This is a genomic window from Ornithinimicrobium sp. (assembly GCF_051004135.1).
Classification (GTDB): Bacteria; Actinomycetota; Actinomycetes; order Actinomycetales; family Dermatophilaceae; genus Ornithinicoccus.
The window spans coordinates 19,044-32,130 of the sequence record NZ_JBPCKQ010000110.1; the positions used below are offsets into that span (position 1 = coordinate 19,044).

The 13,087-nt window shown below is 71.7% G+C and carries 14 protein-coding genes; 6 read left to right on the forward strand and 8 right to left on the reverse strand.

The genetic code is table 11. From position 1 onward, the window contains the following. Positions 1–38: 38 nt before the first annotated feature. The 6 genes from ACR2FV_RS06420 (at position 39) to ACR2FV_RS06445 (ending at position 4,974) form a co-directional block, all read left to right on the forward strand. Positions 39–536 (forward strand): YajQ family cyclic di-GMP-binding protein, encoded by a 498-nt coding sequence (locus ACR2FV_RS06420; RefSeq protein WP_434014861.1) that lies wholly within the window; start codon positions 39–41, stop codon positions 534–536. Positions 537–631: 95 nt separating this feature from the next. Further along, positions 632–784 (forward strand): TA system antitoxin ParD family protein, encoded by a 153-nt coding sequence (locus ACR2FV_RS06425; protein WP_434014862.1) that lies wholly within the window; start codon positions 632–634, stop codon positions 782–784. 72 nt (positions 785–856) lie between these two features. Continuing rightward, positions 857–2,242 (forward strand): IS66 family transposase, encoded by a 1,386-nt coding sequence (gene tnpC, locus ACR2FV_RS06430; protein ID WP_434014863.1) that lies wholly within the window; start codon positions 857–859, stop codon positions 2,240–2,242. Between the two features lie 198 nt (positions 2,243–2,440). Further along, positions 2,441–2,914, forward strand: a complete 474-nt coding sequence (locus ACR2FV_RS06435) for a zeta toxin family protein (RefSeq protein WP_434014864.1) — start codon at positions 2,441–2,443, stop codon at positions 2,912–2,914. Between the two features lie 137 nt (positions 2,915–3,051). Next, on the forward strand, positions 3,052–3,585 hold the full coding sequence (locus ACR2FV_RS06440; protein WP_434014865.1) for an RNA polymerase sigma factor: 534 nt from the start codon (positions 3,052–3,054) through the stop codon (positions 3,583–3,585). 39 nt (positions 3,586–3,624) lie between these two features. Next, entirely contained in the window at positions 3,625–4,974 is a 1,350-nt protein-coding gene (locus tag ACR2FV_RS06445; RefSeq protein ID WP_434014866.1) for a hypothetical protein, read from the forward strand. 160 nt (positions 4,975–5,134) lie between these two features. Here ACR2FV_RS06445 and htpX read toward each other — a convergent pair whose 3' ends face one another. The 8 genes from htpX to ACR2FV_RS06485 form a co-directional block, all read right to left on the reverse strand. Then, a complete protein-coding gene (gene htpX, locus ACR2FV_RS06450) occupies positions 5,135–6,004 on the reverse strand; it encodes a zinc metalloprotease HtpX (protein ID WP_434014867.1) in 870 nt (289 codons plus the stop codon). An 85-nt stretch (positions 6,005–6,089) separates the two neighbouring features. Continuing rightward, a complete protein-coding gene (locus ACR2FV_RS06455) occupies positions 6,090–7,562 on the reverse strand; it encodes an NADH-quinone oxidoreductase subunit N (RefSeq protein WP_434014868.1) in 1,473 nt (490 codons plus the stop codon). Beyond that, positions 7,562–9,103 (reverse strand): complex I subunit 4 family protein, encoded by a 1,542-nt coding sequence (locus ACR2FV_RS06460; protein WP_434014869.1) that lies wholly within the window; start codon positions 9,101–9,103, stop codon positions 7,562–7,564. Before ACR2FV_RS06460 ends, ACR2FV_RS06455 begins: the two co-directional genes overlap by 1 nt. Beyond that, the gene (locus ACR2FV_RS06465; protein WP_434014870.1) at positions 9,100–11,100 is read right to left on the reverse strand and encodes an NADH-quinone oxidoreductase subunit 5 family protein; all 2,001 of its coding nucleotides are present in this window, start codon (positions 11,098–11,100) and stop codon (positions 9,100–9,102) included. Before ACR2FV_RS06465 ends, ACR2FV_RS06460 begins: the two co-directional genes overlap by 4 nt. Positions 11,101–11,135: 35 nt before the next feature. Then, on the reverse strand, positions 11,136–11,441 hold the full coding sequence (nuoK, locus tag ACR2FV_RS06470) for an NADH-quinone oxidoreductase subunit NuoK (protein WP_434014871.1): 306 nt from the start codon (positions 11,439–11,441) through the stop codon (positions 11,136–11,138). Continuing rightward, the gene (locus ACR2FV_RS06475; protein ID WP_434014872.1) at positions 11,438–12,016 is read right to left on the reverse strand and encodes an NADH-quinone oxidoreductase subunit J family protein; all 579 of its coding nucleotides are present in this window, start codon (positions 12,014–12,016) and stop codon (positions 11,438–11,440) included. Before ACR2FV_RS06475 ends, nuoK begins: the two co-directional genes overlap by 4 nt. 13 nt (positions 12,017–12,029) lie before the next feature. Then, positions 12,030–12,617, reverse strand: coding sequence for a 4Fe-4S binding protein (locus tag ACR2FV_RS06480; RefSeq protein ID WP_434014873.1), 588 nt, complete (start codon positions 12,615–12,617; stop codon positions 12,030–12,032). Then, on the reverse strand, positions 12,614–13,087 hold a 474-nt coding region (locus tag ACR2FV_RS06485; RefSeq protein WP_434014874.1), incomplete at its 5' end, for an NADH-quinone oxidoreductase subunit H. The genes ACR2FV_RS06485 and ACR2FV_RS06480, both read right to left, overlap by 4 nt.

A 13,087-nucleotide genomic window follows, 5' to 3' on the forward strand; every position in this document is an offset into this window, starting at 1 on the left:
CCCACCCAGGGCACGCCAATCCAGATCGGAGGATCGCCATGGCCGACTCGTCGTTCGACGTGGTCAGCAAGGTCGACAAGCAGGAGGTCGCCAACGCCGTCAACCAGGCATCCAAGGAGATCAGCCAGCGCTACGACTTCAAGGGGGTGGGGGCTACGGTCGAGCTGTCCGGCGAGTCGATCACCATGCGCGCCAGCACGACCGAGCGCTGTCTCGCCGTGCTCGACGTCCTGCAGACCAAGCTGGTCAAGCGCGGCGTCTCGCTCAAGGTGCTCGACCTGGCGCACGACGGCGAGCCGCAGGCCTCCGGCAAGGAGTACCGCCTGGTCGCCGGGCTCCAGGAGGGCATCTCCTCCGAGAACGCCAAGAAGGTCGCCAAGATGATCCGCGACGAGGGGCCCAAGTCGGTCAAGACCCAGATCCAGGGCGACGAGCTGCGGGTGACCTCCAAGTCGCGGGACGACCTGCAGGTGGTGCAGCGGATGGTCAAGGAGGCCGACCTGGACTTCGCGGTGCAGTTCACCAACTACCGGTAGCCGAACTGGACGTAGTAGATTGCTACACCGCATGTGAGCACGATGCCGACGCGGGTTGATGGCAACCTGTTCGAGGCTGCCAGTCCCCGGGTGCGGTGCACAGCCGCAGCGCCGCCCAGCAGATCAACCACTGGGCGCGCATCGGTCGTGAGCTCGAGGCGTCCGGCAAGGTCAGCCAGCGGGACATCGAGGCCGTCCTGGCAGGCGACGGCTCCTACGACGTAACCATTCAGGTGTTGCTGCTGTGACTGGTGTGACGTGCGGCGGCGTGTCGGCGTGATCGGTGTCGCCGGTGCGGTGATCATGCTGGTGTGACGGGGATGGAGCAGCTTTCGCGCGAGCAGTTGCTCGTGGTGGTCGCCGAGCAGGCCGCCCAGATCGAGGCGCTCACGGCGCAGGTCGCGGAGCTGAACCGGCGGCTGGGTCAGAACTCGGGGAACTCCTCGCTGCCGCCCTCGAGTGACCGGTTCGCCAAGCCGAAGCGGGATCGCCGTTCCTCGGCCACACGCAAGCCCGGTAAGCAGCCCGGGGCGCCGGGCGCGGGCCTGGAGCTGGTCGAGGACCCGGACGAGGTGATCGAGCACGAGCCGGTCTGCTGCGGCGGTTGCGGGGCCGGGCTCGCCGGCGCCGAGCCGGCCGGGGTGTGCGTGCGCCAGGTCCGTGACGTGCCGCTGGTGAAGGTCCGCGTCGTGGAGCACCGGCTGCACAAGCGGGCCTGCGGCTGCGGCACGGTCACGTCCGCGCCCGCGCCGCCCGGTGTCGAGGCCCCGGTGTGTTACGGGCCGAACCTGCGCGAGGTCGCGGTGTACCTGGTGGTGTTCCAGCACGTCCCGGTCGAGCGGGCCGCACAGTTGATCGCTGACCTGACCGGGGCGACTCCCTCGACCGGCTGGGTCAGCGCCCAGGTCGCCCGCACCGCCGACGCGCTGGGCGAGGTCGAGGCACTGATCAAGGCGCTGGTTACGGCCGCCGCGGTGATCGGGGTGGACGAGACCACCGTCAACGTCGCCGGCGCCAAGAAGTGGCTGCACGTGGCGCGCACCGACCTGCTCACCGCCTACTTCCTGCACGAGAACCGGGGGCGTAACGCGGTCGACGCGTTCGGGGTGCTCCCCGGCTACCCCGGCACCGCCGTGCACGACGCGCTCAGTGTCTACGACGGCCCCGACTACGCCACCGCGCTGTGCGGGGCGCACCTGCTGCGCGAGCTCACCTCCGTCGCCGAGGCTCATCCCGACCAGATCTGGCCCGGCCAGGCCCGCGACGCCCTCACCGAGCTCAACCGGGCCGCCCGCGCCGCCCGCGACCAAGACCGCGCCCACATCCCGCCCGAGCTGCTCGCCGAGCCACGACGACTGTTCCGCCACGCCGTGCTCGTCGGGCTCGCCGCACACCCCCGAGCCGCCGTCCGCAAGCAGACGAAGGCCCGCAACTTGCTCGAACGACTCCGCGACCGCGAGACCGAGATCCTGCGCTTCACCGTCGACCTCGCCGTGCCGTTCACCAACAACGGCAGCGAACGCGACTTGCGCCCGGTCAAGACCCAGCTCAAGATCTCCGGCTGCCACCGCGCGACCACCGGAGCCGAAGCCTGGCTCCGCATCCGCGGGTACATCTCCACCGTCCGCAAACACGGCGACGACATCCTCACCGCCCTACACGACGCCATCACCGGACAACCCTGGACACCAGCGCCAGCCACCTGAATGGTTACCCTACGACGCCCTGGCAGGGCGCGAGCAGGCCGTCGTCCGGGCCACCTGGGATGAGCAGGCTGCCCGGGGCATCGCGGCGCTGGACGTCGCAGCCGAGTTCGCCGCTGCCGGTGAGTCCTGGTCCGAGGCTGATGATGACGGGCAGGTCGTCGTGCGTGGTGGCACGTCCGCACGGTTGCCCGACGGAGCGTGAGCACACCCACCCTGCACGTGCTTGCCGGGCCGGACGCGCAGCTCGAGCATGCCTACGACGCGTCCGCAGCAGCCGAGGCACAGCGACAACGGTTGATGCGGGACGGCGCCTGGTTCATCACCGAGACCGTCTTCAGCCACCCCAGCAAGGTCGCCCTCGTGCGCCAGGCCGTCGCCCTGGGCTACCTGGTCCACCTGCACGTCGTCCTGGTCCCCGTCGACCTGAGTGTGCACCGCGTCGCCGAACGGGTTCGTCGCGGCGGGTACGACGTCCCCGAGGTGAAGACCAGGCAGCGATACGACCGGCTGTGGCCGCTCATCACCACGGCCAGGGACACCGCGGACCGGGCCGACTTCTACGACAACAGTCGCGCGGCGTCACCCTTCCGGCTGGTCGCCGCCTACGACCGCGGCCGACCGGTCGAGGACACGTCGTGGCCGGCCCGGACAGAAGCGCCCCTCATCGATTGACTCTCACCGGATAGAGACGTCCATGTCGTTTCGCGGCATGGTCAAGGTCGACCGCTCGAGCGTGAAGCAAACGAGCCTGCTGCGACACTACTGAGGTAAGAGCCTCCGCCCGGAGGCGCCGGAGGCGGGAGGACGCCATGGCCTGGTCGTCCCCGAACCCTGCCTCCGGCAGCCCCTCGAAGGCACGGGACAGCGCCTGGTTCGACACGCTCTTCACCGACCACGCCACCGCGGTCCACCGCTACTTCGTGCGGCGTGCCCCCGCCCAGGACTGCGCCGACCTGAGCGCCGAGGTGTTCGCGGTCGCGTGGCGCAGGCGCGCCCAGGTGCCGGCCGGCCTCGATCTGCCGTGGCTCTACAAGACCGCGTCCTTCGTGCTGGCCAACCACCGCCGCAAGCCGGTGCTCACCCTGCTTCCCGACGACGATCGCGACGCCGCCCTCGCGCGGCAGGCAGCATCGGCCGACCCGGCGGACCTCGTGATCGAGGACAACGAGCTGCGCACCGCCTTGATGTCCCTGCGCCCGCGGGAACGGCAGGTGCTGATGATGCATGCCTGGGAGGGACTGGACGGCACCGAGCTCGCCGCCGCCCTGGGTATGTCGAGGGGCGGGGCCGCAGCTGCCCTGTCCCGAGCGCGCCGACGCTTCCGCAACGCCTGTGGCGACTGAGCCGACCGGCCACGCGACTGAACACAGAAGGAGCAGACCATGAGCACCGATGACGACGACGCGCTGCGCCGCCTGCGCGACGCCGACCCGGCCCGTGGGTCGCGCGTCGATCCTTGGCAGCTCCGATCGTCCGTGGACCGCGCCATCGCCGATGAGAGCGGAGCGGACGAGGTGAGCTGGGAGGGCCGGACGGTCGGACGACTCGGCCGGGGCACCGCATACCTCGCGGTCGCCTGCGTCGCCGCCCTGGTGGTGGGGGTTGGTGGCTACGCCCTCGGCCAGAGCCGTGCCGATGAGCGTGTGACTGCCGCAGCAAGCTCAGCGGACGGCGATGAGGCCGGCACGGACTCCGCCGGCAACGGCCAGGACGTCGAGAACGCGCCGGGGCCGGAGGGTGCAGAGTCGTTCGGATGGTTCGGCGGGATGCCCGGCGAGGCTTTTGAGGACTCGCTCACTCTGAAAGGCGACACGGGCATGGGCGGCGCACCGCTGCGGTTGGTGCCTGGTGACACGTTGTCGACCGACACCGGGGGCGAGGCCGAGGTGCTGTCCCAGCGTCCCGCTAACCTCGACATCGAGGCCGAGCTCAAGGAGATCGCCGAGCGAATGGGCATCTCCGGCTCGGTGACCGGTGAGCAGGACTGGCGCTCGATCCAGCAGGACGGTCGCTCCGTGAACTCCTACCGCGACGCATCGGGCCTGAACCTGTCCTACGACAACATGTATCTCAGCCCGGGGTGCGCTGCCATGGCCGAGGAGATGGCCGCTTGGTCCGGGCCGGAGCCGGACCCGTTCGGGGATCTGGACCCCGACCACTGCCTGCCCAACCCGAGGGACACGGTCAGCACCGCGGACGCGGAGAAGATGGCACGGCAGGTGGCCGCGGATCTGGGACTGGACCCGGCCGGGCTGCAGTTCGAGACCCACGAACAGGGGATGCCCGAGGGTTGGGTCTCGGCCACGAGCAAGAATCAGGACGGCGAGCGGATCACCCTGGACGTGGGCCTGCGCGCCGAGGGCGTGATCTCCGCCAATGTCCTGCTCCGGCGCGAGGTCTCGCTCGGGCTGTATCCGGTGATCTCGCCGGTCGAGGCGGTCGAGCGAGCCAACGACCCCATCCTCGGTCGCTTGCCCATTCGCCCCGACGGAGTCTCGGGGGGCGAGTGGTCCACGCAGACTTGGACGGAGACCACGCCCATAGAGCCGGGCGACCCCATCCCGGTCCCGGGGCGGATCGCCACGGCGACGTCGGCGACGCTCTCCACAGGCCAGCTGGTGGACGGCTCCGGAGGTGTCTACACCGTGCCGATCTACCTGATCACCCTGGACAAGGGCCACAAGGTCGCCGTTGTCGCCCTGGCCGAGGAGGCCCTGAGCCTCCCGGAGTGAGACTCGGGCGCCCCTGGTGGATCCCCTGGCGAACAAGGGGCACTGGTGCACGATCTGGATCACTGATGCACTGCGCGCGCAATGCATGAGTGTGCGGCATCGTGCACCAGTGGAGGTCCGGCTGGGACGTCCGCCGAGATGAGCCTCCTCGTCGAGCCACTCAGTAGCGGCGGGGGCCGCCGGCCATGGTCTCCAGGCGGCTGATCCGCTCATCCATCGCCGGGTGGGTGGCGAACAGGCTCTTGACGTCGCCGGAGCGGAACGGGTTGGCGATCATCATGTGCGCGGCGTTCTGCAGCGCGGGCTCGGGCTTCAGCGGAGCAGCCCGGGTGCCCTGCTCCAGCTTGCGCAGCGCCGAGGCCAGGGCGAGTGGGTCACCGGTCAGCGCAGCACCGTCCTCGTCGGCGTCGAACTCCCGGGTCCGGCTGATCGCGAGCTGGATCACGGTCGCGGCGAACGGGGCCAACAGGGCCATCGCCAGCATGGCGAAGGGGTTGCCGCCGCCCCCGCGGTTGCCGCCCAGGAAGCTGAACCACAGCATCATCTGGGCCACCGACGTGATCACACCCGCGATCGCCGCGGCCACCGAGGAGGTAAGGATGTCGCGGTTGTAGACATGCATCAGCTCGTGCCCGAGCACCCCGCGCAGCTCCCGCTCGTCGAGCAGGTGCAGGATGCCCTCGGTGCAGCAGACGGCCGAGTTCTGCGGGTTGCGCCCGGTGGCGAACGCGTTGGGCGCCGCCGTCGGGCTGACGAACAGCTTCGGCATCGGCTGGTCGGCCCGCTGGGACAGCTCGCGCACGATGCGGTGCATCTGCGGCTGCTGCGCCTCGGTCACCGGGTAGGCCCGCATCGCCTTGATGGCCAGCTTGTCGGAGTTCCAGTAGCCGTAGAAGGTGGTGCCGACGCCGATCAGCGCGAACAGCCAGATGAAGCGGCCGCCCCCGACCAAGGCGCCCATCCCGAGCAGAACCGCCCAGATGCCACCGAAGAGCAGGGCCGTCTTGAGGCCGTTGTAGTGCTTGTGCATGTCTGGTCAAACGCCCTGCGCAGATCGGGTGTTCCGGAGGCCGGCTGTGCAGTGGCTGGGAGTCACCGGGGCAGACCCGGACGCCTCAGAAGACGCCGACCGGAGAGATGCTGCCCAGCACCAGCAGACCGGTGAGCAGCCCCACCAGGGCGGCGTGCGGCCAGGGCACCCGGGGGTATGCCGTCTCACCGGCATCGCTTGCCGGCTCGCTGAGCGCGTCGACCGCCTCGGGCCGGGCGGCCAGCACCCCGAGCCAGCGCAGATAGACCGCGATGCCCAGCGCGACGTTGAGGGCGGCGATGACCGCGAGCCACCACAAGCCCTCCCCGGCCACGGGCCGGATCACCACGATCTTGGCCACCAGGCCGATGATGGCCGGCGGCAGCCCGGCCAGGCTCAGCAGCGCGAACGCCAGCGGCAGCCCCAGCCAGGGCCGGTCGCGCAGCAGCCCGCGGTGGTCCTCCAGCCGCACACCGGTGCGGGCCGCGACCAGGATGACCACGACGAACGCGAGCAGAGTCGCCACCGCATACACCGCGAGGTAACCCCCGGCCGCCCGGGTGGCCCGGGAGGACAGGCTGACCAGCGGGAGCAACACCCACCCCGCCTGGGCCACCGTCGACCAGGCGAGCAGGGTCACCGTGTTGGTCTGCACGAGGGCGACCGCGTTGCCGACCGTCATGCTCAGCGCCGCCAACACGGCCACGGCAAGCAGACTCGTGCCGCTGGCCCCGCCGAGGGCGGTCACGACGACCACGACCCCGCCGAGGGCGGCGACCTTGGACACGGTGGCCAGGTAGGTCGTCACCGGGAGCGCGGCACCGGCGTAGGTCAGCGGGGTCCAGGCGTGGAACGGCACGGCGGAGAGCTTGAACCCCATCCCAGCCAGGGCCAGCACCGCAGCCACGGTCAACAGCGTCAACCGGGCAGGGTCGGCAGCGGCCTGCGCTACCGCGTCACCGGACAGCACCGCGGTGCCGGTCGCAGACACCCACAGCGCCACCCCGAGGGCCAACAGGGCGAACGAGACCAGCGAGGTGGTCAGCAGGGCCACCGCCCCGTCGATGGCCAACGGTTGTCGGGAGGCCCGGCGCTCCAGCGCCACCAGGGCCACGGTCGGCAGGGTGGCCAGCTCCAGCGCCACCAGCAGCGAGGCCAGGTCGGCGGCGGCCGGGACGGCCAGCACGCCGGCCGTGGCGCCGAGCACCAGCGCGGCGATCACCGCGCTGCGCCCGCCCTCGCCGTGCGACCAGTCGGCCCAGGCCAGCACCAGCACCACGAGTCCGGCCAACAGGGCCAGGGCCTGCAGCCCGGAGGCCAGCGACCCGGCGGCGTAGAGACAGGGACCGTCCGGCAGGCAGAGCGCGGTCCGCGCCTCCCCCGGCCCCTGCAGCATTCCGGGCACCGTTGCCGCGGCACCGCCGATCAGGCCAAGGGCCACGAGCACCAGGTGGGCGGTGCGCGCCCGCGGCCAGGCGATGTCGAGGATCAGCACGGCCACGGCGGCCAGGGCGGGTGCCAGCACCGGCCCGAGCACGGAGAGCTGCAGGTCGATCATCAGCGCGCTCCCGCACCGGCGGCGAGCAGCGTGTCGACGACGGGTGCGGTCAGCTCCAGCACCGGGCCGGGGTAGAGGCCCAGCGCGAGGACGGCCAGCGCGAGGACCCCGACCAGCACGGTCTCCAGGCGGTCGGCGTCGCTGACGACCGGCGTGGTGCGCTCGCCCATCCAGACCTCGCGCAGCACGCGCACCACATACGCGGCGGCGATCGCGGCACCCACGGCGGCGATCACCGCATACAGCTGGAACCATCCGGTCGGGCGGTCTGCCGCCGGCGACCACGCGGAGTAGACGGCGGCGAACTCGCCCCAGAACCCGGCCAGCCCGGGCAGCCCCATCGACGCGGCCATGCCGACGACCAGGGCGAAGCCCAACCGCGGGGAGACCTCGCGCAGCGCGGCCCGGGCCACGGTGAGGTCGGCCGAGCCCCACCGCTCTTTCAGCCCGCCGACCACGACGAACAGCAGCGCCGAGATCACCCCGTGCGCGATGTTGCCGAACAGCGCGGCCTGCAACCCGGTGGCGGTCCCGGTGGCGAGGCCGAGCACGACGAAGCCGAGGTGGGCGATCGAGGACCAGGCGATGAGCCGTTTGAGGTCACGCTCGACCAGGCAGGCCAACCCCGCCCAGACGATGCCGGTGACCGCGCACGCGGCCAGCACCGGGGACAGGGTGGCGAAGCCGTCGGGGACGGCGGGCACGACCAGCCGGACGATGCCGTAGGTGCCCATCTTGAGCAGCACCGCCGCCAGCAGCACCGAGCCCGCGGTGGGCGCGGTCGAGTGCACCCACGGCAGCCAGGTGTGCAGCGGCCAGATCGGCACCTTCAGGCCAAGGCCGAGCAGCATCAGCCCGGCGATCACGGCCTGTTGGCCGCTGCCCATCGAGCTGCCCGCGAGCTGCGCCCACCGGTCCAGGTCGGTGCTGCCGGTGGCCGTGCCGATGGCCAGGATGCCGACCAGCATCAGCGTCGACCCGGTGGCGGTGACCAGCAGGAAGCGCAGCGCCGCCCCGTCGCGGGCCGCTGCCCGACCCGGGTCGCCGTGCCGCGAGACCAGCACCCACATCGGCACCAGGACCAGCTCGAAGCCGACGAAGAACACGACCGCGTCGCGGGTCAGGAAGGTCAGCAGGGCGCCGAGCAGCACCAGCTGCAGACACCCGTGGTAGGTCGCCAGCCCGGGCACCCCGGTGCGGGCCAGTGGTGCCGTGCGGTCCGGCTCCTCCGGCGCCCCCGATGACACGGTATGCCGCAGGGCCGTGGCGACCAGCCCCGCCCCGGCGGTGAGCAGCAGCAACGGTGCGCTGATCCCGTCGACGGCCAGGTCCAGGCGCACCCCCAGCGCGGGGATCCACGACACGTCGAGGGTCGGCCGCGCCCAGACCGTGCCGACGACTCCGGCCGCTGCGGCGACGGCTCCGAGCAGGGACAGTCCCTGGACGACCTCGGGAGCCGGCACGGCGGACGCGCGGTCGGCGACCACCAGGGTGGTGCCGATCAGCAGCAGTGGCAGCAGGGCCAGCAGCAGCCAGCTCATGTCACCACCCATCCGAGACCGGCGAGCACCAGGACTCCGGTGAGCACCAGGGCCAGCGCCCCGGTGGGCCGCACCGGGCTCCACCGGTCACCGCCCCGGCCGAGCAGCCCCGCGGCATACCCGCCGCCGCGGACGTAGCCGTCGAGGATCTCCCGGTCCAGCCAGGTGATCCCCCGGGCGAGCGCCAGAGTGGGCCGGGCCACGAGCATCAGGTATGCCGTGTCGGCCCCCATGCCGCGCTCGGCGGACAGGCTCAGCGCGGCGGGCAGCCGGGCTGCGGCGTCACGGGTGCGCACCCCTCGGGCCGCCACGACGACAGCGAGCGCCGCGGCGAGCATGAGCAGCAGCGAGGTCACCAGCAGCGGGAGGTTGACCTCGAGCACCGACTCGATGTCGAAGAGTCCAGTGAAGGGCAGCACACCGCCGAGCAGGGTCAGCAGGGCCAGGGTGGTGACGCCGACGCGGGCCGAGGTCGAGATCGCGGCCTCGGCCTCCTCGGTCCCGGCGGCCTCCTGCACCACCGCGGGCTCGGAGAAGAAGTCGTCGAGCCGCTCGTCGCCGCGGCGCGGCGGGTGCCCGATGCTCAGCGGCCGGTTGAGGATCAGCCAGGCGCGCATGCAGTAGGCCGCGGTCAGCGGGGTGCCGGCGCCCACGGCGGCCAGCACGACCAGCGCCGGGCCACCGGTCGCGGTCTGCACGCCCTGCTCGGCGGCGGCCAGGATCAGCTCCTTGGAGACGAAGCCGACCAGCGGCGGGACCCCGGCCAGCGCGAGCAGGCCCATCCCGAGCGGACGGCGCACCGCGCCGTAGCGCCGCACCCCGGAGACGGCATACGCGACCAGGGTGCCGCCGGTGAGCACCGAGAGCCAGCCCAGAGTCAGGAAGAGCAGCGCCTTGAAGACCGCGTGCGAGATCAGGTGCAGCACCGCGGTGTCCGGACCCTGGCCGAGCGGGATCGCGGTCAGCGCGGCCAGCATCAGCGCGACCTGGCTGACCGTCGACCAGGCGAGCAGCCGCTTGAGGTCGGGCTGGGCGAAGGCCAGCAGCGCGGCCACCAGCGTGGTCACCGAGGCCAGCAGTGCGAGGGTGATCCGGGCGGTGTCACTGGCCTGCAGCAGCGCGAACAGCTGGGCCAGCACGACCGTGCCGGCGGCGACCATGGTGGCGGCGTGGATCAGCGCCGAGGCGGGGGTCGGGCCCTCCATCGCGTCGGGCAGCCAGTCCTGGAAGGGGATCAGCGCCGACTTGCCCGCGATCCCGGTGATCAGCAGCAGCATGGCGACCGTGAGCCCCGCACCGGGCCGGGTTTCCCAGTGCGCGACGACCGTCTCGATCGAGGTGCTGCCCGCTCCCGCGGCCAGCGCGATCACCCCGAGCACGAAGCCGATGTCGGCGACCCGGGTCACCAGCAGCGCCTTGCCGGCGGCGCGGCGGGCGCCGGCCTTGGCCGACAGGTGCCCGATCAGCAGGTAGGAGCACCAGCCCATCACCTCCCACCCGATCAGCGTGAGGATCAGGTCACCGGAGTGCACCACCAGCATCATCGCGGACGTGAACAGCGCGACTGTGGCGGCGAACTGGCGGTAGCGGGGGTCGTACCAGAGATACCACCGGGCGAAGACCTGGATGATCAGCGCGACCAGGGCCACCGTGATCGCGATCACCGCGGTCAGCTCGGTGGCGACCAGGCCGAGCGGCACCTCGAGCTCGCCGAGCGGCAGGGCGTCGATGGTGCTGGAGGTGCGCCGTCCGTCGACCTGGTCGTTGCTCACGCCGTAGAGCTGCCACCCGGTGGCCGCGAGGGTGAGCAGCGAGGAGGTGACGACCAGCCACGCAGCGGCCCGGGCGGAGAGCCGGCCGAGGGCGAAGGCGAGCAGCGCAGCCAGCAGGGGCAGCGCCACGGCATACTGCGCGGGGGTGCCGGGCATGTCCTGAATCCGGGGCAGCAGGTCCAGGAAGGGAATCTCCGGCAGGTCGGGCAGGGGTAGGTCGCTCACCCCGCTCACCCTCGGGCCCGCGGTGGTGGCGGGGCTCACGAGGCGCTCCGGTCGGCCTGCAGGTCGACGTGGCCCCGGGCGCGGTAGAGCGCGATGATCACGGCGAGTGCGAGCACGACCTCGGCGGCGGCGATGGTGATGACGAAGATGGTCAGGACCGGGCCGGTGGCCAGCGGGTCGGGGGCAGTCTGTCCGGCGGTGACCAGGACGAGTCCGGCCGCGGCGAGGATCAGCTCGACACCGATCAGCATCAGCACGGCGTGGCGCCGGGCCAGCACGCCGTAGAAGCCGGCGCCGGCGAGCACCGCGGCCAGCAGCATGGGCAGGGCGGGGTTGATCACGGGCCGGCATCCAGGTCGGCCGTGGCGGCGGTTGCCGGGTCGGCATCAGCGCCGGTGGTCTCGGCGGCCATCGCGGCGTCCTCGGTGGCACCGGCGCCGCGGGCCACCGCGATCACGCCGACCAGGGCCAGCAGGAGCAGCAGGGAGAGCAGCTCGAAGGGCCACACCCAGGTGCCGAAGATCTGCGCGCCGATGTCGGCGCTGCTCGGGCCGCGCAGGTCGACGGCGGACCAGCCGACGACGGCGGTCAGGCTGACTCCGAGCAGCACGGCGACCCCGGCGCCGACGAGGCCGGCCAGCAGCCGATGACCGCGCGAGGTGCTGACCGACACGCTGCCCTGTCGGGTGAGCATCAGCGCCACGAGCACCAGGACCACGACCGCGCCGACGTAGATCAACAGCTGCACCAGAGCCACCAGCTCAGCGCCGAGCACGAGATAGCAGCCGGCCAGACCGCCGAGGGCGACCACCAGCCACAGTGCGGCGTGCAGGACCACCCGGGAGGTGACCGCGAGCAGGGCCGAACCTGCGGTGAGCAGACCGACGCCCAAGAACAGGACGTCCAGTCCGCTCACTCGTCGCCCCCCTTCACTCCTCGTCCCCCTTGCCTGCGGCTGTGCTGCCCTCGGATTCTGCCTCAGGAGTGCTCCCGGTCGTGGCAGTGGCGCCGTTCGGGGTCGGCGTGTCGGTGCGCTCGGTCGCGCCGAGCCGGCCGCTCGTGCCGGGCTGGATGCCGTCGGGCACGACTGAAGCCGGGACCGTCGGCATCCAGTCGCCCAGCCGGTCCTTGTCGTGGAGCAGGTTGCGGATGTCTCCCTCGGCATACGCGAAGTCGGGGGCCCAGAACAGCGCGTCGAAGGGGCAGACCTCGATGCAGATGCCGCAGTACATGCACAGCGAGAAGTCGATGTCGAAGCGGTCGAGCACATTGTGCTGGCGGGCCCGGCCCCCTTCGACGTCGGGCTCGAGGGTCTCCTTGTGGCTGTCGATGTAGATGCACCAGTCGGGGCACTCGCGAGCGCAGAGCATGCACGAGGTGCAGTTGTCGGCGAGCAGCGCGATCACGCCGCGGGACCGGTCAGGCAGGTCGGGCTCGGTATGCGGGTACACCTGCGTGTGCGCCCGTCCGGTCAGCGTGCGGGCGGTGGTGCCCATACCCTTGAGCAGGTTCTTCATCCCCAGACCACCACCCCGACGCCGGTCAGCGCGAGCTGGCCGAGCGCGACCGGCAGCAACAGGGTCCAGGCGAACCGCTGCAGCTGGTCCTCCCGCACCCGGGGCCAGGCCACCCGCAGCCAGATGATCAGCACCGCCACGGCGAATCCCTTCAGCAGGGTCCAGACCGGCCCGAGCACGTCGGACCACGGGCCCTGCCAGCCGCCGAGGAAGAGCACGGCGAACAGCAACGACATGACCACGATCCCGGCATACTCGGCGAGCAGGAAGAAGGCGAACCGCAGCCCGGAGTACTCGGTGAACGGGCCGAAGACGATCTCGGCGTCGGCGATCGGCGCATCAAACGGGGTGCGTTGCAGCTCGGCCACCGCGGCGGCCAGGAAGACCAGGGCTCCGGGCAGCTGCCACACCAGCCACAACGGGCTCCACGCCGCGGCGATCCCGGTCAGCGACAGCGACCCGGCGGCCAT

Excerpts from the sequence above, each read along its gene's own strand:
- ACR2FV_RS06420 (WP_434014861.1), top strand. The coding sequence starts at position 39 with ATGGCCGACTCGTCGTTCGACGTGGTCAGCAAGGTCGACAAGCAGGAG.
- tnpC (WP_434014863.1), top strand. The coding sequence starts at position 857 with ATGGAGCAGCTTTCGCGCGAGCAGTTGCTCGTGGTGGTCGCCGAGCAG.
- ACR2FV_RS06440 (WP_434014865.1), top strand. The coding sequence starts at position 3,052 with ATGGCCTGGTCGTCCCCGAACCCTGCCTCCGGCAGCCCCTCGAAGGCA.
- ACR2FV_RS06445 (WP_434014866.1), top strand. The coding sequence starts at position 3,625 with ATGAGCACCGATGACGACGACGCGCTGCGCCGCCTGCGCGACGCCGAC.
- htpX (WP_434014867.1), bottom strand. The coding sequence starts at position 6,004 with ATGCACAAGCACTACAACGGCCTCAAGACGGCCCTGCTCTTCGGTGGC.
- ACR2FV_RS06455 (WP_434014868.1), bottom strand. The coding sequence starts at position 7,562 with ATGATCGACCTGCAGCTCTCCGTGCTCGGGCCGGTGCTGGCACCCGCC.
- ACR2FV_RS06460 (WP_434014869.1), bottom strand. The coding sequence starts at position 9,103 with ATGAGCTGGCTGCTGCTGGCCCTGCTGCCACTGCTGCTGATCGGCACC.
- ACR2FV_RS06480 (WP_434014873.1), bottom strand. The coding sequence starts at position 12,617 with ATGAAGAACCTGCTCAAGGGTATGGGCACCACCGCCCGCACGCTGACC.